The organism is Brevundimonas sp. DS20 (genome assembly GCF_001310255.1).
Taxonomy (GTDB): Bacteria; Pseudomonadota; Alphaproteobacteria; order Caulobacterales; family Caulobacteraceae; genus Brevundimonas; species Brevundimonas aurantiaca.
Genome location: NZ_CP012897.1, coordinates 3,453,084 through 3,475,610, shown reverse-complemented (window position 1 = coordinate 3,475,610; position 22,527 = coordinate 3,453,084). Strand labels below are relative to the sequence as shown.

General features: G+C 67.0%; 19 protein-coding genes. 13 read left to right on the top strand and 6 right to left on the bottom strand.

The genetic code is table 11. The features are described from left to right. Positions 1–173: 173 nt before the first annotated feature. The gene (gene rpsT / locus JL11_RS17050) at positions 174–443 is read right to left on the bottom strand and encodes a 30S ribosomal protein S20 (RefSeq protein ID WP_054766717.1); all 270 of its coding nucleotides are present in this window, start codon (positions 441–443) and stop codon (positions 174–176) included. Positions 444–639: 196 nt separating this feature from the next. Between rpsT and JL11_RS17045 the strand changes: the two genes are divergently transcribed. Continuing rightward, positions 640–3,138, top strand: a complete 2,499-nt coding sequence (locus tag JL11_RS17045; protein ID WP_054766716.1) for an ATP-binding protein — start codon at positions 640–642, stop codon at positions 3,136–3,138. A gap of 3 nt (positions 3,139–3,141) precedes the next feature. Here JL11_RS17045 and JL11_RS17040 read toward each other — a convergent pair whose 3' ends face one another. Both JL11_RS17040 and JL11_RS17035 read right to left on the bottom strand, forming a co-directional pair. Continuing rightward, a complete protein-coding gene (locus tag JL11_RS17040; RefSeq protein WP_054766715.1) occupies positions 3,142–4,479 on the bottom strand; it encodes a sigma-54-dependent transcriptional regulator in 1,338 nt (445 codons plus the stop codon). Beyond that, a complete protein-coding gene (locus JL11_RS17035; RefSeq protein ID WP_227975995.1) occupies positions 4,479–6,320 on the bottom strand; it encodes a sensor histidine kinase in 1,842 nt (613 codons plus the stop codon). The genes JL11_RS17040 and JL11_RS17035 overlap by 1 nt, the downstream gene beginning before the upstream one ends. Positions 6,321–6,559: 239 nt before the next feature. On the opposite strand from JL11_RS17035, the gene JL11_RS17030 reads away from it, so the two are divergent. The 7 genes from JL11_RS17030 (at position 6,560) to JL11_RS17000 (ending at position 17,007) form a co-directional block, all read left to right on the top strand. Beyond that, the gene (locus JL11_RS17030; protein WP_054766714.1) at positions 6,560–7,915 is read left to right on the top strand and encodes a dicarboxylate/amino acid:cation symporter; all 1,356 of its coding nucleotides are present in this window, start codon (positions 6,560–6,562) and stop codon (positions 7,913–7,915) included. Positions 7,916–8,059: 144 nt separating this feature from the next. After that, the gene (locus JL11_RS17025; RefSeq protein WP_082382747.1) at positions 8,060–9,448 is read left to right on the top strand and encodes an OprO/OprP family phosphate-selective porin; all 1,389 of its coding nucleotides are present in this window, start codon (positions 8,060–8,062) and stop codon (positions 9,446–9,448) included. Between the two features lie 83 nt (positions 9,449–9,531). Continuing rightward, positions 9,532–11,457, top strand: a complete 1,926-nt coding sequence (locus JL11_RS17020) for a methyl-accepting chemotaxis protein (RefSeq protein WP_054766712.1) — start codon at positions 9,532–9,534, stop codon at positions 11,455–11,457. Between the two features lie 186 nt (positions 11,458–11,643). After that, positions 11,644–14,139, top strand: coding sequence for a TonB-dependent receptor plug domain-containing protein (locus tag JL11_RS17015; RefSeq protein WP_054766711.1), 2,496 nt, complete (start codon positions 11,644–11,646; stop codon positions 14,137–14,139). Positions 14,140–14,345: 206 nt separating this feature from the next. Continuing rightward, positions 14,346–15,059 (top strand): 2,3-diphosphoglycerate-dependent phosphoglycerate mutase, encoded by a 714-nt coding sequence (gene gpmA, locus JL11_RS17010; RefSeq protein WP_054766710.1) that lies wholly within the window; start codon positions 14,346–14,348, stop codon positions 15,057–15,059. Continuing rightward, positions 15,056–15,685 (top strand): bifunctional diaminohydroxyphosphoribosylaminopyrimidine deaminase/5-amino-6-(5-phosphoribosylamino)uracil reductase RibD, encoded by a 630-nt coding sequence (locus JL11_RS17005; RefSeq protein ID WP_054766709.1) that lies wholly within the window; start codon positions 15,056–15,058, stop codon positions 15,683–15,685. Before gpmA ends, JL11_RS17005 begins: the two co-directional genes overlap by 4 nt. Before the next feature lie 53 nt (positions 15,686–15,738). Then, positions 15,739–17,007 carry a pentapeptide repeat-containing protein gene (locus tag JL11_RS17000; protein WP_054766708.1) on the top strand — a complete coding sequence of 423 codons (1,269 nt, stop codon included), beginning with the start codon at positions 15,739–15,741 and terminating at the stop codon, positions 17,005–17,007. 4 nt (positions 17,008–17,011) lie between these two features. Here the strand turns inward: JL11_RS17000 and metK are convergent, their stop codons facing one another. After that, positions 17,012–18,217 carry a methionine adenosyltransferase gene (metK, locus tag JL11_RS16995; protein WP_054766707.1) on the bottom strand — a complete coding sequence of 402 codons (1,206 nt, stop codon included), beginning with the start codon at positions 18,215–18,217 and terminating at the stop codon, positions 17,012–17,014. 146 nt (positions 18,218–18,363) lie between these two features. Between metK and JL11_RS16990 the strand changes: the two genes are divergently transcribed. Genes JL11_RS16990 through JL11_RS16975 form a run of 4 tightly spaced genes read left to right on the top strand, consistent with a single transcriptional unit; the run spans position 18,364 to position 20,013 of the window. Next, complete coding sequence (locus JL11_RS16990; protein ID WP_054766706.1) at positions 18,364–18,810, top strand: helix-turn-helix domain-containing protein; 447 nt, start codon at positions 18,364–18,366, stop codon at positions 18,808–18,810. Between the two features lie 24 nt (positions 18,811–18,834). Further along, complete coding sequence (locus JL11_RS16985) at positions 18,835–19,173, top strand: hypothetical protein (RefSeq protein WP_224761066.1); 339 nt, start codon at positions 18,835–18,837, stop codon at positions 19,171–19,173. A gap of 14 nt (positions 19,174–19,187) precedes the next feature. After that, the gene (locus tag JL11_RS16980) at positions 19,188–19,640 is read left to right on the top strand and encodes a hypothetical protein (protein ID WP_054766705.1); all 453 of its coding nucleotides are present in this window, start codon (positions 19,188–19,190) and stop codon (positions 19,638–19,640) included. Positions 19,641–19,656: 16 nt separating this feature from the next. Then, positions 19,657–20,013 (top strand): hypothetical protein, encoded by a 357-nt coding sequence (locus JL11_RS16975; RefSeq protein WP_231681342.1) that lies wholly within the window; start codon positions 19,657–19,659, stop codon positions 20,011–20,013. A 2-nt stretch (positions 20,014–20,015) separates the two neighbouring features. On the opposite strand, the gene JL11_RS16970 is transcribed toward JL11_RS16975, so the two are convergent. Next, a complete protein-coding gene (locus tag JL11_RS16970; RefSeq protein ID WP_054766704.1) occupies positions 20,016–20,369 on the bottom strand; it encodes a helix-turn-helix domain-containing protein in 354 nt (117 codons plus the stop codon). Positions 20,370–21,093: 724 nt separating this feature from the next. Between JL11_RS16970 and JL11_RS16965 the strand changes: the two genes are divergently transcribed. After that, the gene (locus JL11_RS16965; RefSeq protein WP_082382746.1) at positions 21,094–21,339 is read left to right on the top strand and encodes a DUF4177 domain-containing protein; all 246 of its coding nucleotides are present in this window, start codon (positions 21,094–21,096) and stop codon (positions 21,337–21,339) included. Here the strand turns inward: JL11_RS16965 and JL11_RS16960 are convergent. Continuing rightward, positions 21,309–22,498, bottom strand: a protein-coding gene (locus JL11_RS16960; RefSeq protein ID WP_127846963.1) for an IS3 family transposase whose coding sequence is annotated in 2 segments (ribosomal slippage) — positions 21,309–22,246 and positions 22,246–22,498 — 1,191 coding nt in all. Because the reading frame shifts where the segments join, the coding sequence is not laid out codon by codon here. The two genes, JL11_RS16965 and JL11_RS16960, sit on opposite strands and share 31 nt — an antisense overlap. Positions 22,499–22,527: the final 29 nt, after the last annotated feature.

Here is a 22,527-nt window from a genome sequence, read left to right as displayed (position 1 = left end):
GCTTGGGAAATTCGTCCGACCGACACGCCGGACTCCGTATTCGTGCGTAAAGAGAGTTAACCGGGGAACGCAAAACGGCGAAGGAGCATCTGCTCCTTCGCCGTTGAAAACGCGAACAAATGGCATAACGGAACGACGACAGCCCTTCCGTATGCTGGAAAACCCTTAACGGGTCAGGCGGCCGAAAGCTTCTTCAGCTGGGCGGCCAGACGCGACACCTTGCGCGACCCGGTGTTCTTGTGAACGACGCCCTTGGAGACGGCGCGCATCAGTTCGGACTGGGCCTCGATGAAGGCGGCCTTGGCCACCGCAGCGTCGCCGCCGGCCAGGGCTTCCTGGAACTTGCGCAGATAGGTGCGGACGCGCGAACGGCGCGCCTTGTTCACTTCGGTCCGCGCTTCGATCTTGCGGATCGCCTTGCGGGCGCCGGGGTTGTTGGCCATGTCAAACCTTCGAACGGAAAACGCCGCGGAGCACACGTCCACGGCGCGGAAATCTCAAGAGGGCGGGCCTATAGCCGAAAGGCCGTAGGCGGTCAACGCAGAGTCTGATTTTACGGGCTTAAGGATAAACGCCCACTGGGGCGCTAAAGCTTGTTCAACCAAATGCAGGCCATTTTCCGATCAAATCGGAAACCGCATGCCCAGATCAACGCCTATCGCCGTCCTCCTGCTCGTCCTCGCCAGTCTTTTAGGGGCCGGTGACGCCGGCGCCAGCCAGACGAGAGGGCGGTCGCCGCTGGAATTGGCCCAGGCGGTCGAACGGCGCGCCGCCGCCGCCAGCTTTCAGGATCTGGAGCGTTTCGGTCAGGACGCCCTGAGCCGCAATGATCGTGAAGGCCTGCAACGGCTCTACCATGTCGTCTGGACCTTCATGAACCAGGGCGAGTTCAAGACGGCGCAGCTGTGGAACGACCGCCTGGCTGCGGCCGCGCGCCACCAGAGGGACGAGCGCTATGTCCGCATCGCCGATCTGAACCGGCTGGCGCTTCGCTATGACGGGGGCGACCGCGCCGCCGCCGCAGAGATGCGCGAACACGCCGCCATGGAGCCGGACTGGTTCGCCCGGACCCATGCGATCCGGCTGTGGGCCGTGGCGCTGATGGATCAGGATGAGATCGGCCAGGGGTTGAAGGCGCTGGCGGACGCCGACGCCCTGATCCCAGACGAGGCGCCCTATGCCCGGGCGGCGCGGGCCAGCCTGTGGGAAATGACCGGAATCGGCCTGATGCAGTTGAACGACATCGACGGGGCCACCGCCGCCTTCGGCCATTTTGAGATCGACCTCGCCAATCCCGACTATCCTCGTCCGGATTTCGACGCCATCTACAATCTGGCCTATCTGTCGGCGCAGTTGGGCGACATTGATCGGGCGAAAAGCCTTTACGAGATTCACCACCGTCTGACGGTTCGGTCCGGTCTGCCCAACTTGGCGGTCTACGACGCGGCCCTGTGCGCTCAGACGTTCGAAGCGGCGAATGATCCTGGCGGGGTGCTTCAGTGTCTGGCGCCGTTGGGTGAAAATCTCGGGCAGGCGTCCTTCCTCGCCTCGCAACTCTTGCCGTCGCGGGCCGTCGCGCGGGCCCAGACCGGCCAGATCGAGGCGGCGCGCCGTGACCTTGTCCAAATCCGTCGTCGCGCAGCTGAAGAATCACAGCGAGAGGCCGCGTCCGAGATCGACCATGTGGAGGCTGAAATCCTGTTCGCCGAAGGGCGGGCCTCGGAAGCCTTCGTCAAGCTTCGCCGCCACATGCAGGAAGATCGGGTCGCCGACGCCCGTCGTTTCAGCGACGGCATTCGTCAGGTCACGGGCGACATGCAGCAACAGCTGACCGAGCGCCGCGCCCAGCTGGAGACGGCGCGATCAAACACCCATTTGCAGGGCGTGTTGCTGGCCATCTCCGTCATCTTCGTCCTCTCCGCCCTCGCCGCCGTGCTGTGGATGGCCAGCCAGGCCAAGGATCTGAAGGTCGCGCGTCGTCGCGCCGAAGAGGCCAGTCGCGCCAAGTCCGAGTTCCTGGCCAATATGAGCCATGAGATCCGAACCCCCTTGAACGGCGTGGTGGCGATGGCCGACGCCCTGACCCGCGCCCGGCTGGCGCCGCGCGAGCGCGAGATGGTCGAGGTGATCCGAAGCTCGGGCGTGACGCTGGAGCGGCTGCTGTCCGACATCCTCGACTCGGCCAAGATCGAGGCCGGACAGATCGCCTTGGAGCGTTCGGTCTTCGACCTGGGCGAGGCGGTGCGCGGCGTTGCCGCCCTTTATCGACCCTCCGCAGACCAGAAGGGCGTCGCCCTGCGCCTTGAGGTCGGACCGGCGGCCGAAGGGCCGGTCGAGGGCGATCTGGTGCGTCTGCGTCAGGTCCTTTCGAACCTGATCTCAAACGCCTTGAAGTTCACGGAGACGGGTTCGGTCACGGTGACGGCGTCTGCGGTCGACGCCGAGCGGATGCGCTTCACCGTCAAGGACACCGGTTGCGGTTTCGACGAGGAGCAGAAAGCCCGTATCTTCGGCCGGTTTCAGCAGGCGGACGGCTCGATCACCCGCCGGTTTGGCGGCACCGGCCTGGGTCTGTCCATCTCGCGCGATCTGGTCGAGTTGATGGGCGGGGGGCTGGAGTGCCGCAGCCGTCCGGGCGAGGGGGCCGAGTTCTGGTTCGAACTGCCCCTGGCGCGCGTCAAGGCGTCGGCGTCAGCGCCTGCGGAGACGGCGAGGAGCGACGACTTCCCCTTCCCCGCGCGCGTTCTGCTGGCTGACGACCATCCGGCGAACCGCAAGGTCATCGAGATCATGCTGGCCGAGACGCCGGCCGAACTGGTCGTGGTCGAGGACGGGCGTCAGGCGCTGGAGGCCGTCCGGCGCGAGCCCTTCGACCTGGTGTTGATGGACATGCAGATGCCGGTGATGGACGGCCTGACCGCCACCGCCGCCATCCGCGCCCTGGAACGCCAGGACAACCGAAAACGCACCCCCATCATCATGCTGACGGCCAACGCCATGCCGGAACATGTGGAGGCGGGGCGGGCGGCGGGAGCCGACGGCCATCTGTCCAAGCCGATCACCTTCGCCGGCCTTATCGACGGTCTCTCGGCGGTCATGGGTTCGGCCGAACGGTCGCATGCGCCGGCCGCCGCCTGACGGTCAGCGGCGAAAGTCGGCGGGCTTCAGGCCGTGCCGCTGCAGCTTGTCATAGAGGGTCTTGCGCGGAATCCGCATCTCTTCCAGCACGGCGACGATGTCGCCCCGGTGGGTCTCCAGGGCGTCGCGCAGCAGTTCGCCCTCGAACCGGTGCAGACGGTCGGGCAGGCTGAGATCCGACGTCGCCTCGGCGCGACCGTCCTCCAGGCCCAGAACCACCCTTTCGGCGAAATGGGCCAGTTCGCGGATATTGCCGGGCCAGGCCTCCTCCAGCAGACGACGGCGCACCCCGTCGTCGACCTCCGGCGCATCCAGCCCCTGGCGGTCGGCCGCTCGGCGCAGGAAATGGGCGAACAGAAGCGGAATGTCCTCGCGCCGTTCGCGCAGCGGCGGCACGCGCAGCCGCACCACGTTCAGCCGATAGAAGAGGTCCTCGCGGAAGACGCCGCGCCGCGCCGCCTCGCCCAGGTCGATCTTGGCCGAGGCCAGGATGCGCAGGTCCAGCACTCGGGGCTCATTGGCGCCGATCGGGTGAATCTCGCGTTCTTCCAGCACCCGCAGCATCTTGACCTGGACCGCCAGCGGCATGCTCTCGACCTCGTCGAGGAACAGCGAGCCGTTGTGGGCCCGCTCCACATGGCCCACGCGCCGCCGCATGGCGCCGGCGAAGGCGCCCAGCTCATGGCCGAACAGCTCGCTCTCGATCAGCCCGTCGGGCAGGGCGCCGCAGTTGACGGCGACGAAGGGGCCGACGCGGCGGCGTCCGCCATTGTGCAGGGCGCGCGCCACGGCCTCCTTGCCGACGCCGGTCTCGCCCTCGATCAGCACGTCCATCTTCGCATCGGCGATCTGGGCGATGGTGGCGCGCAGCGCCGTGATGGCGGGAGAGGCGCCGGCGAGGGGCAGCTCATGGCCCCCATCGGCGGCCGCCAGGGCGGTCAGCCGCCGATTGTCCAGCACCAGGCTGCGCTTCTCCAGCGCCCGGTTCAGGCTGTCGCGCAGGCGTTCGAACGGAAAGGGCTTGGCGACGAAGTCATAGGCCCCGCTCTGCATAGCGGCGACCGCATCGGCGATGTCGCCGTGGCCGGTGATCATTATCACGGGAAGCGCAGGGTCCAGGGCCTGAATCCGCGCCAGCAACTGGCGGCCGTCCAGGCCCGGCATGCGCAGATCGGTCACGACCGCCCCGTCGAAATCGGCGGCGACGGCCTTCAGGGCCGGCTCGGCGGCGGCGAAGGCGCGCACCTCATAGCCCTCCAGCGTCATGCGCTCGACCAGGGCCTGGCGGAAATCGCCGTCGTCTTCAATCAGCATGACGGCGCGGGAGGCGGCGCTCTGCATCAGGCGGGCCTCAGGGCGGCGACGAAGGTCGCGCCCCTGTCGCTGGGCGCCAGGTCCAGCTCGCCGCCGAAGCTGGCGATGATGTCACGGCAGATGACGAGGCCCAGCCCCAGTCCGTTGGAGCGGGTGGTGACAAAGGGGGTGAACAGCTGTCGGGCCACTTCGGGCGCCAGCCCGGGGCCGTTGTCGGCGATGATCAGGCGCACCCGTTCGCCCCGGCGCTCGACCGTCAGGACCAACCGGGCGTCCGCCTGCCCTTCCATGGCCTCGGCGGCGTTCTTGATCAGATTGACGATCACCTGTTCCAGCCGGAACTGGTCAGCGTGGACCTTGATCTCGCCCGATCCGATCCGCTCCAGCCGAATCCCGCCTTCCTCCAATCGGCCGCGGGTCAGCTGCAGTCCGCCCTGGATGGCGTCTTCAAGCCGGATTTCATCGATGGTCGGGGCGGCCTTGCGCGAGAACAGGCGCAGGTCCTGAGTGATGGCGCCGATCCGGCGGGTCAGGTCGCCGATCCGCCGCAGGGCGTCCAGGACCTTGTCGGTCTCGCGCCGTTCCAGCAGGGTCACGGCCGTGTCGGCGTAGGTCCATATGGCGGCTACGGGCTGGTTGATCTCGTGGGCCACCCCGGCCACGATCTGGCCCAGGGCCGCCAGCTTGCTGGCCTGCACCAGTTCATCCCGCAACAGCTCCCGTGCGGCCTCGGCCCGGCGACGCTCTTCGATCTGGCGGTTGAGCGCCTGATTGGCTTCGTGCAGTTCGTGGGTCCGTTCGCGGATGCGACGTTCCAGCTCCAGCCGGCCCTCCTCTTCGGCGCGGGCGCGAAGGACAGCCAGCCGGCGACGGCGCAGCAGCACCCCCACGATGAGGGCCAGCAGGCTGACGGTAAGAACCGCCAGGCCGCGCGCGGTCGCCACGGCGGTTCCGACGGCGCCACGCTCGGGCGTCAGAAGATGCAGGGTCCACCCCGGCGTGGCCGTGTCCGTCTGGGCATGCATCCAGGTCTGGGGCCGCGCCTCGCCGACGGCGGCGCGCACCAGCCGGGGCCGATCGCCGGAGGGCGTCTGGAAGGGCAGGGGGGCCAGGGCGCCGGGACGCAGGGTCAGATCGGTCAGGCTGAGCCTTCGCCGTGCTTCGTCCATCGGACCGGTGGCGCGAAAGCGCCATTCCGGCACGCTGGCGACCAGGACCACGCCGCCAGGGTCGGCGACCCAGGCCGGCTCGCCCGAGCTCCGCCATTGCGCCTCCAGGGCGTCGAACTCCACCTTCAGCACCACCACGCCCAGGGGGCGGCCGTCGGCGGCGTCCAGCCGGCGCGACAGATAAAGGCCGGGGCGGCCGCTGCGTGTGCCCAGGGCGTAGAACTCGCCCTGACCGTCGCGCATGGCGTTGATGAAATAGGGCCGAAAATCATAACGGACGCCGACGAAACTCGTGGGGGCGCGCCAGTTGCTGGACGCCAGCGTCAGCCCCTGCGCGTCCAAAACATAGATGACGGCGGCGCGGGTCTGACCCGCCAGTCGCTCCAGCTTGCGATCGACCGCCTTGGCCGCCTGGTCGGCGGGCCGGGCGAGCAACGCCGCCACATCCGGGTCTTCGGCCAGGACGACGGGGATGGCGCGCTGTTTCTCCAGCTCGCTGCGTAGAACGGCCGCATGGAGGGCGGCGCCTGTCGTCGCCTGGCGCGCCAACTCCTGGGTCGCGTCGCGCCGCGCCGCCTCCCCCGCCAGGCCCGCGAAGACAAGGCCCGCCGTCAGCCAGCCCAGGCTGAGCAGGGTCCATGGCCGCCAAATGAAACTCGACGATCTTTCGATAAATTCTCGGACCGCAGAGAGGCTCATTCGCTATTGTGCGATATTTCGCACAATAGCGCGAGTCCGGCGTGCGACACGCCGCACGGCAAATGGCCCTGCGAGAGGCGCTTTCCGAAAATAACGTGTTTTTACAGATCTCTATATCAAACGTCGATCGCGTTTGGACCTGGTTCCAGCGTGCGGGACAGTCGTCTCGGCGCCTCGACGACAGCAGCGAGGGCCGTCGAGGAAACCGCGGGCCCGTCCCGCCACCACAGGAGACATCCGTGATCGCGCTCCCTTCCGCCGCCCAGCCGACCGCGCCTCGGCCCTTCTATCGGCATCTCTATTTTCAGGTTCTGACCGCCATCGTCGCGGGGGCCCTTATCGGCCATTTCTGGCCCAGCTTCGGGGAGAGCCTCAAGCCGCTGGGCGACGCCTTCATCAAACTGGTGAAGATGATCATCGCCCCGGTCATCTTCCTGACGATCGTCACCGGCATTGCGGGCATGAGCGACATCGGCCGGGTGGGGCGCGTGGCGGCCAAGGCCTTCGCCTACTTCCTGACCTTCTCGACCCTGGCCCTGATCGTCGGCCTGATCATCGCCAACGTCGTCCAGCCGGGCCACGGCCTGAACATCGATCCCGCCAGCTTGGACGCCGGGGCGGTCGCCAAATATTCGGAACAGGCGCATGAGACGACCGTCACCGGCTTCCTGATGGGGATCATCCCCGACACCTTCGCCAGCGCCTTTTCCGAGGGCAACATCCTGCAGGTCCTGTTCGTCTCGGTCCTGTTCGGCCTGGCCCTGGCCATGGTGGGCGATGTCGGCAAGCCGGTTCTGAACTTCCTGGAATCGGTCAGCCACGCCTTCTTCAAACTGGTGGCCATCCTGATGAAGGCCGCGCCGATCGGCGCCTTCGGGGCCTTCGCCTTCACCATCGGCAAGTACGGCATCGGTTCGATCGCCAATCTGGCCGCGCTGGTCGCCACCTTCTACATCACCGCCGTCATCTTCGTGGTCGGCGTCCTGGGCCTGGTCGCCTGGGCGAACGGTTTCAACATTCTGAAGCTGATCCGCTATCTGAAGGAAGAACTGCTGCTGGTCCTGGGCACCTCCTCGTCGGAAGCCGCCCTGCCGTCGCTGCTGAACAAGATGGAGCGGGCTGGCGCCTCCAAGTCGGTGGTCGGACTGGTCGTGCCGACCGGCTATTCGTTCAATCTGGACGGCACCAACATCTATATGACGATGGCGGCCCTGTTCATCGCCCAAGCCCTAAACATCCAACTGTCGCTGGAACAGCAGATCCTGCTGCTGGCGGTGGCCATGCTGTCGTCCAAGGGCGCAGCCGGCATCACCGGCGCCGGCTTCATCACCCTGGCGGCGACCCTGTCGGTCGTGCCGACCGTCCCGGTGGCGGGCATGGCCCTGATCCTGGGCATCGACCGCTTCATGAGCGAATGCCGCGCCCTGACCAACTTCATCGGCAATGCGGTGGCCACCATCGTCGTCGCCCGGTGGGAGGGCGAACTGGACCGGAATGCGCTGGCCGCGGCCTTGAACGGCCCGGCCCAGCCGATCGCCGCCCGGCCCGATCCTGCCGCCGGCCCTGGCGACAAGGATCTGGTCACCGCCGACTGAGGGCCTTGAGCGCCGTCGCTGCGGGTTTTCCGCCCCCCGCAACGACGGCGCCCAGCACCCGCTGAACAAGCCGCCAAGATTTTACGCAGTTCTGCGTATCGGGGTTCAGCCCTTCCTTAACACACTAAGTTTACAGGGGTTCTCATGACACGTCTCCGCACCCTCGTGGCGGGCGTCGGCCTCGCTGCGCTCGCCACCTCCGCCTTCGCCCAGTCGCCCTCGACGGACGAAATCTCCGCCCTGCGTGCTCAGGTCCAGGCGCTTTCAGCCCGCCTCGAGCAGTTGGAAGCCCAGGCCGCCGCCCAGCAGGCTCCTGCGGCGCCCGCAGCGGCCGGGACCCCGGCCCCGGCCGCCGCGCGTCCTGCGATTCAGGCCGCCGCCGCGCCGGCGCCGGCCACCACCACCGACTGGTCGACCGGCCTGCCCGAGATGCGCAGCCCCGACGGCGCCTTCACCTTCAAACCGCGCATCCGCGTCACCGCCGACCTGTCCAACACCTTCGGCTCGGACTACGACAGCCGCAATCTGACCACCACCGAACTGCGCGGGCTGCGCCTGGGCGCCCAGGGCAAGATCCCCGGCGGCTTCAGCTATTGGATCGAAGGCGACATCGCCGACAACGCCGTCAGCGTCGCCAACGCCTTCATGGCCTACAGCACCAAATGGGGCGGCCGTGACCTCGAAATTTCCATGGGCCAGCGGCTGAACGACCGCGGCGTCGAGGGCGGCACGGCCGAGGACATGACCCCCTTCCTCGAGCGCAGCCTGATGGTCTCCACCATCGGCCCGGAACGGGGCGCCTATGGGGTCGGCGTCTCGTCCAAGCTGACCGGCAGCGTCTGGCACGCCTCTCTGTCCGTGACGGGCGATGCGATCAGCAGCGGCGCGACCAATGACTCGGTCACTGTCATGGCCCGCACCCACTGGGCGCCGTTCAAGACGGACGCCGGCCATCTGCACCTCGGCGGCTGGGGCTTCGTCGAAGATCTGACGCCGAACGCCTCGGTGGCGTCGCGCAGCCTGGTCGTCTCGTCGCGCGGCAACGACAATCTGCGACTCCAAGGCGGCGTCTACGCTGATCCCAAGGGCAGCAAGGGCCTGGGTCTCGAACTGGGCGGGGTCCAGGGTTCGGGCTGGCTGATGGCCGAGGGCGGTCGGCGGGTGCTGGAAACGGCGGCGCGCGACTATGATCAGGACGCCTACAGCGTCTCGGCCGGCTTCTTCCTGACCGGCGAAAAGCCGCCGCTGTCGGCCAAGACGGGCACCTGGGCGCGTCCCAAGGTGCTGAATCCGCTCGGCGCCGACGGCTACGGCGCCGTCGAAATCGTGGGGCGGTACGATCAGGCCGACTACAGCGACATCGCCACGGGCGGCGAGGGCGACAGCTGGCTGTTGGGCGTCAACTGGTACCCGACCAACAATACGCGCGTCTCGGCCCACTGGAGCGCCTGGTCGGTCGACAACCGCACCGGAACCTTCCTGGGCGACGACAGCGGCAATACCGCCACGGTCCGCGTCCAGACGGCTTTTTAAGGTTTGCTGAGCTAGACAACATAGCCCGGAGCGGTCCGCCGCTCCGGGCTTTCCCCGCCCCACCAGCTCTCCGGGACAGTCCGATGAACCTGAAGAATATTCCGATGCAGCGGAAACTGGCGATCGCCTTCGCCCTTCTGCTGACGGTCGCCGCCGCCATGATCGGTGCGGTCTTCCTTCAGCTGTCGGAGATGCGGACTGCTGCGCGGCTGAACGCCGAAAGCAAGGCGATCATCGAACATACCCATGTCGCGGAAAAGGGCGTCATCCGCCTCAACTCGCAGATGCGGGGCGTGCTGCTGACGGGCAACGAAGACTATCTGGGGGTTTATCGAAAGGGGTGGGAGCAGTTCGAAGAGTCGAGCGCCGCCCTGGCCGCCGCCGATCTGACGCCCGAAGAAGCCGCCCTGGTGCAGAAGGCTCGCGCCGACGCCGCCGCCTGGCGGACCGAGTTCGGCACGCCCCTGACCGAGGCTGCGCTTGATCCCGCGCGCATCGATGCGGCGCGGCGGGTCCTGGTGGATTCCGGCGATCGCGTCCGGGTGACCCACATCACCAAAGCCATCAGCGATCTGCGTGACATGGAGATCGAGCGGATGAATCTGCGCGACGCCCAGCAGTCGTCCGCCATCACCGCCTCCTTCATCGCCCTGGCCGTCGGCGGCCTGATCCTGATCGTCGCCGCCGTCTTCCTGGGCGTCCAGTTGTCAATCCTGATGGTCGCGCCGGTGCGGCGCATGACGGGCGCCATGTCGATCATGGCCCAAGGCAAGCTGGACGTCGCCATTCCCGACACGGACCGCAAGGACGAAGTCGGCGCCATGGCCCAGGCCATGCAGGTGTTTCGCGATAACGGCCTGCGCGCCAAGACGCTGGAACAGGAAGCCGACACTCTGCGCAATGACTCCGAGGCCGAGCGCCGCCGCCGCGAGGCCGCCGCCGCCCAGGAAGCGGCCGAAAACGCCGTCGTCATCGAAAACCTGGGCAAGGGGTTGCACGCCCTTGCCGAAGGCGACCTCGTTTACCGCATCAATGCGCCCTTCCCGCCGCGCAGCGAGGTTCTGAAAACGGACTTCAACCGCTCGATCGCCCGTCTGGAAGAGACGGTCACCGGCGTTCTGGGCTCGGTCCACGGCATCGACAGCGGCGCAAGTGAAATCAGCCAGGCCTCTGACGACCTGTCGCGTCGCACCGAACAACAGGCCGCCAGCCTGGAGGAGACCGCCGCCGCCCTGGACGAGATCACCGTCACGGTCCGCAAGACGGCCGACGGCGCCAGCCAGGCCGCCGTCGTCACGAGCGGCGCCCGCCAGAGCGCGGAAGCGTCAGGCGCCGTCGTGATGAACGCTGTCGAAGCCATGCAGAAGATCGAAGACGGCTCGCGTCAGATCAGCCAGATCGTCGGCGTCATCGACGAGATCGCCTTCCAGACCAATCTTCTGGCTCTGAACGCCGGGGTCGAGGCGGCGCGGGCGGGCGAGAGCGGTCGCGGCTTTGCGGTCGTCGCCTCGGAAGTCCGGGCCCTGGCTCAGCGTTCGGCCGAGGCCGCCAAGGAGATCAAGACCCTGATCAACAGCTCCGGCGCCGAGGTCGAGAACGGCGTGCGCCTGGTCAGCGAGGCCGGCTCGGCCCTCCAGGCCATCGCCGCCCAGGTCAACGACATCAGCGCCCTGGTGGTCGAGATCGCCGCCTCGGCCAAGGAGCAGGCGACGGGCCTGCAAGAAATCAATGTGGCCGTGAATCAGATGGATCAGGTCACTCAGCAAAACGCCGCCATGGTCGAACAGGCCACGGCCGCCAGCGCCGCCCTGCGCCAGGAGACCGCCGAACTGTCGGCCCAGGTCGCCTTCTTCCAGGTGTCGGCGGCGGGCAAGACGCCGGGGGCCAAACCCGCCTCAGCGCCCGTCGCGACGGCTAGGCCCCGCACGGCCCCGCAGAAGACGCTCAAGGTCGCCAACGGCGGCGTGATTTCTACCGACGCTGCATCCGACGGTTGGGAAGAGTTCTAACTCCAGCGGGCGGCGGCGACGTCGCCCAAACACCCTTCAACGCGGCTGAGACCCTTATCCGTCGCAGGAAAATCAAGGGTGTTGAGTCTTTGACACGCTTTCGAAAGCGTCATGATATTCGCCGCTTTCCAGCCATGATTTTCGCGTCCCAAGGGTGCCGACCTCCTCGTCACGGACCGATGTTTCATGACCTCCGCCGCGCTCCTGCTGCTCGCCCTGACCCCCGCCGCCGCTGATGTTCAGCAGACCCAGCCGGCCGCGCCGGCTGTGGTCCTGCCTGACGTCGAGGTGACGGCGACCAAGCGCGGCGTGGCCCTGGGCGGGCAGGAGCCGATCGTCTCTTATGACGCGACCCAGATTCAGGCCTTCGGCGCCACCAACATCGGCGAACTGGTCACCCTGCTGGAGGCCCAGACGCGCAGCGCGCGGGGCGGTTCGCCCGTCTTTCTGGTCAATGGCCGGCGCATCTCGGGCTTTCGCGAAATCCGCGGCATTCCGCCCGAGGCCATAGAGCGGTTCGAGGTCCTGCCCGAGGAGACGGCCCTCTCCTATGGCTACAGCGCCAATCAGCGGGTCGTGAACATCGTGCTGAAGGCCGATTTCCGGTCCTTGACCACCTCGGTCAATGTCAGTCGACCCGAGCAGGGCGGCCGCACCACCACGGCCAGCGAAAACAATCTGCTGAAGATCGCCGGCGCGGATCGCTGGTCGATGGACATCAACGGCTCGACCAGCAACCCCCTGTACGAGGACGAGCGCGACATCGACCGGTCGGGGACGACGCCGCAAGACTCCGTCGCCGACAGGGACCCGAACGCCTATCGCACCCTGCTGCCGCGTTCGGCCGAGGCCTCGGTGGCGGGAACCTATAAGCACGATCTGAACGACAAGGTCGGCATGACCCTGAGCGGCAGTCTCGAAGACAGCGCCAGCCGCAGCTATCTGGGCCTGCCGGGCGTCACCCTGACCCTGCCGGACGGCAATCCCTGGTCGCCGGGGGGCGATGCGGCGACCCTTTACCGCTATCTGGACCTGCCCCAGGCCCTGACGCGCCAGACCAATACGCGCAGCGCCGAACTGGGCGCCGTGTTCGACGGCTATCTGGGCGACTGGCGCTGGACCGCGACCGGCGAATACAGCCGCACCCGGACCGACACCGTCACCGGCCGAGGGGTCGAGGACGACGACCTCCTGGCCCGGATCGCCGCCGGCGACACCACCGTAAACCCCTATGGCGATCTCACCGGCGCAGTCGGGCCGGTGCGCCGCGACACCGCCCAGTCGATCTCCCAATCGCTGGAGGGCGAGGTTGTGCTGAACGGCACGGCCTGGGAGCTTCCGGCCGGCGGGATCACCACCACCTTCAAGTTCGGCGGAGAGCATCAGGCGCTGGACTCCGAAAGCGTCCGGTCAGGCGTGGCCACGGACCGCTCCCAGTCGCGCGACCTGGGCAGCGTCCAGGCGAACTTCGACCTGCCGATCGCCAGCGTGGATCGCGGCGTCCTGGCGGGCATCGGCGACCTGTCGGCCAATATGAACCTGGCCTATCAGGAGCTGTCCGACTTCGGCGGAGTCTCCAGCATCGGCGGCGGCCTGAACTGGTCGCCGGTCGAGCGGCTGTCCCTGTCGGCCAACTATTCGGACGTGGCCAAGGCTCCCACGGTGCAGCAGCTGAACGATCCCACGATCGCCACGCCCAACACCCCTGTCTTCGACTATGCGACCAACCAGACCGTCGAAATCACCCAGATCAGCGGCGGCGATCCCAATCTGAAGGCCGAGGATCGGCGCATCCTGAAGCTGGGCGTGAACTGGCAGCCCCTGTCAGCGACCGATCTGCGGCTGAACTTGGCCTATACCCGCACCGAGATCGACAATGAGATCGCCGGCTTCCCCGCCATCACCCCGGACCTGGAGGCGGCCCTGCCGGAGCGGTTCGTCCGTAACGCCGACGGCGATCTGGTCTCGATCGACGCCCGGCCGCTGAACTTCGCCAAGCGGGATCAGCAGGACGTCCAGTGGGGCTTCAACTTCTCGCGGCCCTTCGGCAAGGCCAATCCCGCGCTTGCAGGCCAGCGGGGGCCTGGGGGCGGCCCAGGCGGAGGCGCGATCCGGATGGGCGGCGGACCCGGCGGGCCCGGCGGTCCGGGCGGCGGCCGCCTGCGCGGCTCGCGCGGGCCGGGCATGCAGCCGGGCCAGGGGATGTTCAACCTGTCGCTGACCCACACCTGGCGGGTGCAGGACGAGGTGGTGATCCGCGACGGCCTGGCGCCCCTGGACCTGTTGGACGGCGACTCCGTCTCCGGCTCGGGCGGCCAGTCGCGCCATGAGGTCCAGCTTCAGACCGGAGTCTTCAAGAACGGCTACGGCGCCTTCCTCAACGCCAACTGGCGCTCGGGCACGACGGTGAACGGCGACGGTCCGAACACCGTCGATCTGGACTTTTCGGACCGCACGACGGTCAATCTGTTCGCCTTCGCCGACCTGTCCCAGCGCACTGGACTGGTGGAGCGTTTCCCCTTCCTGAAGGGCGCGCGGATCGGGCTGGGGGTTCAGAACCTGTTCGACGACCGCGTCTCGGTGACCAGCAGCGACGGCTCGACCCCGGTCAACTATCAGCGCGACTATCTGGACCCCCAGGGTCGGGTCTTCCGCATCAATCTGCGCAAGATCCTGTTCTGACGGCGGCTTAAGGCCAGACCAAGGCCAGGGCCGTCAGGATCACGATGACGGCGCCGGCCAAGGGGAAGAACAGACGATCGGACATAGGCGAACCCTATCCATCCGACGATCGGCGGACAAGGCGGTCGGTTTCGCACCTGCGTCAAAACCTTGACCGGCTCATGACGGCGGCTTACCCGGACAGACTGTTTGCAAAGGACCGTCGAATGCCGCGCCTGATCCTGCTCCGCCATGGCCAGAGCCAGTGGAACCTCGAGAACCGCTTTACGGGCTGGGTGGACGTCGATCTGACGGCGGAAGGCGAGGCCCAGGCCCGTCGGGGCGGCGAGCTGATCGCCCAGGCCGGGTTCAAACCCGCCGTCATGTTCACCTCGGTGCTGAAACGCGCCAAGCGCACCGGCGCCCTGGCCCTGCAATCGGCCGGCCTGACCGACGTGCCGGTGATCGAGGACTGGCGGCTGAACGAGCGTCACTACGGCGGCCTGACCGGGCTGAACAAGGCCGAGACGGCCGAGAAGCACGGCGAGGATCAGGTCAAGATCTGGCGACGCAGCTATGACGTCCCGCCGCCGCCTCTGGCGCCGGGCGGCGAGTTCGATTTCAACGCCGACCCCCGCTACGCCGGCAAGGCCATCCCGGACACCGAAAGTCTGAAGACCACCCTGGACCGGGTGGAGCCCTATTGGGACGCCGAGATCGCGCCGCGGCTGAAGGCGGGCGAGGACGTGCTGATCGCCGCCCACGGCAACTCCCTGCGCGCCATCGTCAAACTGCTGTTCGCCGTGCCGGACGATCAGATCGTCGGGGTCGAAATCCCTACCGGCAATCCGCTGGAGATCGAGCTGGACGCCGCTTTGAAGCCGACCGCCGCGCGCTATCTGGACGCCGATCGCGCCGAAACCCTGCCGACCCTGCCATGAGCTGGAGCGACGCCGACCGCAGCTTCATGGCCCAGGCCATAGATCTGGCGACAGGCCGTATGGGCGAGACCTGGCCCAATCCGGCGGTCGGCTGCGTCATCGTCAAGGACGGGCGGGTCATCGCCCAGGCCGCGACCGCCCCCGGCGGCCGTCCCCACGCCGAGGAGCAGGCGGTCCCCGCCGCCGGACCCGACGTCGAGGGCGCGACGGTCTATGTCACCCTGGAGCCCTGCGGCGCGCGTTCTTCCGGCCGCAAATCGTGCGCCCACTTCCTGACCGAGGCCAGGGTGGCGCGCGTCGTCATCGCCTGTCTGGACCCGTCGCCCTTTGCGGCCGGCCGGGGCACCGAACGCCTGCGCGCCGAGGGGCTGACGGTCGAAACGGGCCTTATGTGCGAGGAGGGCGCGGCCCTGTGCGAGGGGTTTCTGCACCGGTTGGAAACCGGCCGCCCCCTGGTGCGGGTCAGCAAGGACGGCGCCGGCTTTGACGGCCGTTTCGTCGCCTCGCCCAAGGCCGACCTGGTCACTGAGCTGAAGCGGCTGGGGGAGGCGGGCTATACACGGCTTTGGACCTCGTCGGGGGAGTTGGCCGACGCCCTGCGTGACCAGGGCCTGCTGACCGAGTGACAAGCGACTGTCGCTAAAGGCTTTCTTAAATCAGCCGGGCCTAGGCTGATCGAATGCAGGCGGCTGAACCCATCGTGCGCAAGCGCCTGACTCAGGCGGAACTGGACGTGATCTGCGCCCGGCACGACCGCCTGTTCCAGGCCCGCCCGGGCGGCGCCCGCGCCGTCTTCGCCTGGATGGACATCTCGGGCCTCAGCCTCAGGGGTCGCAATCTGGCCGATGCGGATTTCGCCGCCGCCTGTCTGGAAAACTGCGACCTGACCGGCGCCAGGCTGGACAACGCCAACTTCTTCGGCGCGGACATGCAGGACGTCGTCCTGGCGGACGCCAGCCTGCGTCGGGCCGATCTGCGCGGCGCCTGTCTGCGCGGGGCCGACCTGTCGGGCGCGGACCTGTTCGAGGCCGATCTGCGCGAAGGCACCATCGCCGCCGCCGACGCCAAACTGGGGTTCAAGGTCATTGAACCGCGTCAGCGCCAGGAAAGCGAAATGATGGGCGCCTGTTTAGCCGGGGCCAATCTGCAGCGTTCGCGCATGTCGGGCGTCATCGCCATCAAGGCCGACTTCTCGGGCGCGGTGATGAAGGACTGCAAAATGGTCCGCGCCAATCTGAAACAGGCCGATTTCCGCGGCGCGGACCTGGCCGGGGCCGACCTGTCGGGCGCCGACCTGTCGGGGGCGGACATGCGCGACGCCATCCTGGTGGGCTGCAAGATGACGATGTGGCGCGCCGACGGCGCCAATATGGAAGGAACCCTGACCGACGACCGGTCCGCCGGCGCCTCGGTCGATCGCATGCCGGCGGCGGAAATGCTGCGCGAACACGCCCGCTGGTGCGAGACGGGCGGGACGGAGGGGCAGCCTTCGGTTTTCGACGGTGTCGATCTGCGCCCGCTGAAGTCGATCACCGGCCTGAACCTGACCGCCCTGTCGGCCAAGGGGGCGGTCTTCTACGGCCTGGACATGGAGGGGGTGCAGCTTCAGGGCGCCCATCTGGAGAACGCCGACCTGCGCTCGGCGCGACTCTACCGCGCCGATCTGCGCGGCGCGCGGCTGAAGAACGCCAAGATGAGCGGGGCGGACCTGCGCGGGGCGCAACTGGGGCCGCTGCTGATCGGGGCCGACCGGCTGCTGGCGGCGGACCTGACCGGCGCCAATCTGCGGGGCGCCGACCTGTCCGGCGCGGATCTGCGCCGGGCGGTGCTGACGAGCGCCGATCTGGGCCGCGCCGTCATGCACGGCGCCCAGACCCGCCAGATCGATCTGACGGGCGCCAATCTGGCGGGGGTGCGCGGCCTGACCCTGGAGGATCAGGCCGGCTGAGGTCTCAGGCCAGGGCCTTCAACTGATCGACCAGATCGGTCCTTTCCCAGCTGAAGCCGCCGTCGGCGTCCGGCGCGCGGCCGAAGTGGCCATAGGCGGCCGTGCGGGCGTAGATCGGCTTGTTCAGCCCCAGGTGCTGGCGGATGGCGCGCGGCGTGGCGCCGCCGATCAGGCCCAGCAGCTTGTCTTCCAGCACGGCCTCGGACACCTTGCCCGTGCCGTGTAGATCGACGTGGATCGACTGGGGCTCCGCGACCCCAATGGCGTAGGAGATCTGGATGGTGCAGCGATCGGCCAGACCCGCCGCCACGACGTTCTTCGCCAGATAGCGGCAGGCGTAGGCGGCCGAGCGGTCCACCTTGGTCGGGTCCTTGCCCGAGAAGGCGCCGCCGCCGTGGGGCGCTGCGCCGCCGTAGGTGTCGACGATGATCTTGCGTCCCGTCAGTCCGGCGTCGCCGTCCGGCCCGCCGATCTCGAAAATGCCGGTCGGATTGATGTGCCAGACGGTCTTATCGTCAGTGAAGCCTTCCGGCAGCACCTCGAGGATATAGGGTTTGACGATCTCGGCCACCTGGGCGGCGCTCAGACCCTTGGCGTGCTGGGTCGACAGGACGATGGAGGCGGCGCGCTTGGGCTTGCCGTTTTCGTATTCGATCGTGACCTGGCTCTTGGCGTCAGGTTCCAGCTGCGAGCCGCCGGCGTGGCGCACCTCGGCCAGGCGCTTGAGGATGTTGTGGCTGTACTGCAGGGTCGCCGGCATCAGCTCCGGCGTCTCGTTCGAGGCGTAGCCGAACATGATGCCCTGGTCGCCTGCGCCCTCGTCCTTCTCATTGGTTGAATCGACGCCCACGGCGATGTCGGCCGACTGGGCGTGCAGATGGCAGGCGTAGTCCGCCGTCGCCCAGTGGAAGCCGTCCTGCTCATAGCCGATGTCCTTGACCGCGGCGCGAACCAGGGGCTCCAGGCTGTCGATGATCGACTGGGTGAAGGCTTCGTTCTGTTCCTTGGTGTTGCCCGGCTGGGTGGCGCGGACCTCGCCGGCCAGCACGATGCGCTGGGTCGTCACCAGGGTTTCGCAGGCGACGCGGGCCTCGGGGTCCTTGGACAGGAAGGCGTCGACGACGGTGTCCGAGATGCGGTCGGCGACCTTGTCCGGGTGTCCTTCGGACACGCTTTCCGAGGTGAAGAGGAAGGAGGAACGAGCGGCCAAGAGAGGCTCCTGTCAGTGTCAGGCGTCAAGGCATATAAACATATGCTTATATGTTCAAGTGATGTCCTGACTCTTGCCCGGCTATATCCGAGAGCCCGGTCTGGTCGAGGCGCGGAAATCCGTTATGACAGACGGGGGAGCGCGTGATGTCCGAAAACCTGTCGCCGAGAGAGAGGGAATGCGTCCAGCTGGCGGGCCAGGGACTGGAGGACAAGGAAATCGCCGCGCATCTGGGGATTTCGCCCCGCACGGTCGGCAACCACCTCCACAGGGCCTACAGCAAGCTGGGGGTTTCGGACCGCAAGCTGGCGGCGCGCCGGCTGAGTAACGGCTACTCAGGGCAGCCGATACTCATTTCTGGCGCGCCGGAAGACGGCTTTGTTGCCCCGGCGTCGGCCGAACAGTCCGGCGATGCGGAAGCCGCCGGGGATGCCGGTTGGTTCCTGCCCGCTCCGCCCCGTGGGGTCGTTGCGCGGCTGGGGATCATCGTCGCGGGTTCCGCCATCGCCCTTCTGCTCGCCATTGGGATCGTGACGGCGGGCATGGTGCTTCCATCCCTGTTCGACCGGATCGCCCCCGAAGCGGTGCGCTGACGGTGTAACAATCGGAGGGATCACATGATGAAACACATGCACATCGGAGTGAGAGTCGCGCGCCAGGTCCAAACGGCGGAACACGCGATCGATAACGCCATGATCGAGGTCTGCAAGCTGATCCAGACCTCGATCGAGGGACGAATGGAGGCGAGGGTGGCCGCCGAGGTCGGCCAGACCGCCTTGGAGAACATCGTCAACGGCCTTCAGGGCCTGACAGCCGTCCGCGCCAGCGTAGCGGTCGGACACGCCGGCCTTTCGGTTGTCGCCGATCAGCAAGGCATCGGATGGCGACTGGATGGGATGGGGGAATCCAAGTCCGATCCCAAGGCGAGCGCAGACGTGCTCCAGTTCGCCGCCTGATCGGCCTATTCGTCATGCCGTCGCCCCTGTGGATCTTCGGCTCGGCCCTCACGGTGGTGGCGATTGGACTGCTGATCTGGAAAGGAAAAAGCGCGGAGCGACAGGCGGCGTTCGGGCTCCTGTTCCTTCAAATCGCGTCCGGTTGGCTCGACCACCTTGTGATCGGCCAGTTTCGCTGGGCGGTGGCGCTGCTCTCGATCGGATTCTTGGGCCTGCTTGTAAGGCTCAGTCTCCGATACGATCGTTGGTGGCTGCTCTTCGCAGCCGGTTCTCAGCTTCTGGCCCTGGTGACACACATATCGTCCCTGGTGGGGCCGGAAGCGCTGACGTGGTCGATCGTGACTGCTCGCATGGTCGCCTGGGTTCAAATCATGGCCCTGGCGCTGTTCGGCGTGTGGGAGGCGAACGCCGCGCCCTATGCCCGCCGGGCCGCCAGATCGCCGGCCCACCTCCCGTTTTTACGTTAAAAGAGGATCGTTTTCAGTGACCGCTTCGACCGCCCCGGCCTTCATGCCGCTCTTTCGATCTTGGTTCGAAACCGCCCGCGTCGCCGACTCCTTAGGGTCGTCAGGCGTCGCCGCCAGCGACGACAATCTTCTGGCCGAACTGGACTTGGGGCCGATGGTGGAGGCAGAGACCCGTCTCTTGAAACACACGCCGTCCAGCGCGACCGAGGCGGCCTGTCTTTTGGAGATCGTCCGTCAGAACATCGCCGACGCCGGCCGTTCGGACAGTCTGGACGCCCGCGCCTTGGAGGCCGTCCAGATCTGGCTGGCGGATTTCGCCGTCGGCGCGGGGCAGGGGGCGGCGGTCAACCGACTGCTGCAGCCGCCGCTCTGATCTCAGCCGCGCAGGCCCTTGGCCACCACCAGGAGGGCGTCGCGCTTGTCGCCGTCGCCGATGGCGCGGAAGGCCGACAGCAGTTCCGATACGCCCGGCTGAGCCAGAACCAGATCGTCGCCCTCGGCGGTGTCCAGTTCGCCCAGCAGGGCCGCGCCGGTCGATTTCAGCACGGCGGCGATCTGCAGCAGACGCGCAGCCGAGACACGGTTCACGCCGCGCTCGTACTTCTGGATCTGCTGGAAGGTCACGCCTGCGCCGGCCGCCAGCTGGGCCTGGGTGATGCGGAGTTCTTCGCGGCGGGCGCGGATGCGGGCGCCGATCGCGATGTCAACGGGGTCTACTGCGTCGCTCATAACAACCTTCGGAACGATATTAGAGGCCGTCAGGCCCGAAATCCTCCATGCCGTCAAGCCAAAGCTCTGCATTAGAGGGATGGTACGTACTCAGAATGGGAGTCTAAGGCTACTCAGGGATGAAAGCGGCTCCGCCGATCGCCGCGCGACTCAATGTCCATCGTTGAACAACAGGCCGAAATCACGCGCCTTCCTGCGGCCCGCGTCAAGGTGGGACGGCCGCGTCCCTGAAGGCGCCCCCCATAACGGCCGCGACCTAATAAAATCCTGCCTAACATCCCTAATTCAGCGCGGCTTTCGCCGAGGCACGATCGTCTCAGGGGCAACTGGGGAAAAGTGGTGCCGCTTAGGTGACTCGAACACCTGACCCCCTCATTACGAACTCGTCGGAAGGCGAGCCGTAAAACCCAGTCGTGGCATGGCTTCTAGCGCCGTTCGAGGCACGCCGAAAGGGCCCCACCCACAGACTTCCCATTTTGGCGTGACGTGGTGATTCGGACGTTTCCTAAGTTACGATCGTTAGTTCAGTCCGACGCCGAAATTCGACCTGCACCATACCCACTGACGCCTCCACGACCAGCACGGCTGGCGAAGGGATGTCGGGCCTCAAATCAACGTCTGACCAAACGACGATTTGTCGTAGCGCTGGTGCCTAGCCTTCACTAGAAGCGAAGTGCCCTGGGGTTGAATCGGCGTGAGTTGGGGCGGAGGTTGTCGAGGGGAAATGGAATACGAATACAAAGTGATAGATGTAGCTGATGGAGCGGTTAGTTCCCTGCTGCTGAACGAGGGGCGGATCGAAACCGACGTCCTGCAGGCCTACCTTAACGCGATGGCCGCCGAGGGGTGGCGCATGGTGTTCATGGCGAATGTCATGCAGCGACATTTGATCGTTTCCGACCGAGAAACCTTGATGGTCACTGACGTGACCCCCGTTTCTCATCCAGCCATAACGAGAGTCCTGGGTTGATCTGAACTGGGGTTGTCGGGGTTGGCAAGAGGCCGGTCAGCGCAGCCCCCAACCAGCGCAGCGGACCGGCCGATCTGTCCGCTGAGCGCTTCTGCATAAGCCTGTGGCGTCAACCACCCGAGCTTCGAGTGCGGACGCCGTTCGTTATAATCGCGTCGCCACGCCTCCAGCACTGCGCGGGCGTGCGGCAGGGATCGGAACAGCGTCTCGTTCAGCAACTCGTCGCGCAGGCGTCCGTTGAAGCTCTCGTTGAAGCCGTTCTGCTGGGGCTTGCCGGGCGCGATATAATGCCAGCCGACGCCGGTGTCGTCGGACCAGGCCAGGACCGCGTTCGAGGTGTATTCCGTCCCGTTGTCGCTGACGATGGTGTCGGGCCGGCCCCGCTGCCGGATGACGGCGTCCAACTCCCGCACGACCCGCGCGCCCGACAGCGAGGTGTCGGCCACCAGCGCCAGGCATTCACGCGTGCAGTTGTCGATCACCGTCAGGATGCGGAAGCGCCGTCCGTCCGTCATCTGGTCTGCGACGAAGTCCAGCGACCAGCGCTGGTTGGCCGCCAGCGGCACGTCTAGTGGTCGCCGCGTGCCCATTGCTCGCTTCCGACCGCCCCGCCGGCGCACCGTCAGTCGCTCCTCGCGATAGATCCGCTGGACCCGCTTCTTGTTGACCGCATGACCCTCGCGCCGCAGCAGGACGTGCAGGCGGCGATAGCCGAACCGGCGACGCTCCTGAGCCAGGGCCTTCAGCCGGTCGCGCAGGGCGCCGTCGTCCGGGCGCGTCGTCTGGTAGCGCACGCTCGTCCGATCCACGCCCAGCACACGGCACGCCCGCCTTTCGCTCATCTCGTAGGCGGCCTGCAGATGACCAGCCGCCTCGCGGTAGCCGGCGGGCGTCACCACTTTTTTCCCAGCAGGTCCTTCAGCGCCACGTTGTCCAGCATCGCGTCCGCCAGCATCCGCTTGAGCCGAGCATTCTCGTCCTCGAGCGCCTTCAGCCGCCGAGCCTCCGACACGTCGAGCCCGCCGAACTTGGCCTTCCATTTGTAGAAGGTCGCCGAGCTCACCCCGTGGCGTCGGCAAACCTCCGCCGTCGCCACACCGGTCTCCTGCTCCCGCAGGATCCCAATGATCTGCTCTTCCGTGAACCTTGATCGCTTCATTCTGTCCGTCCTTCGTTAGGGCGGACTCT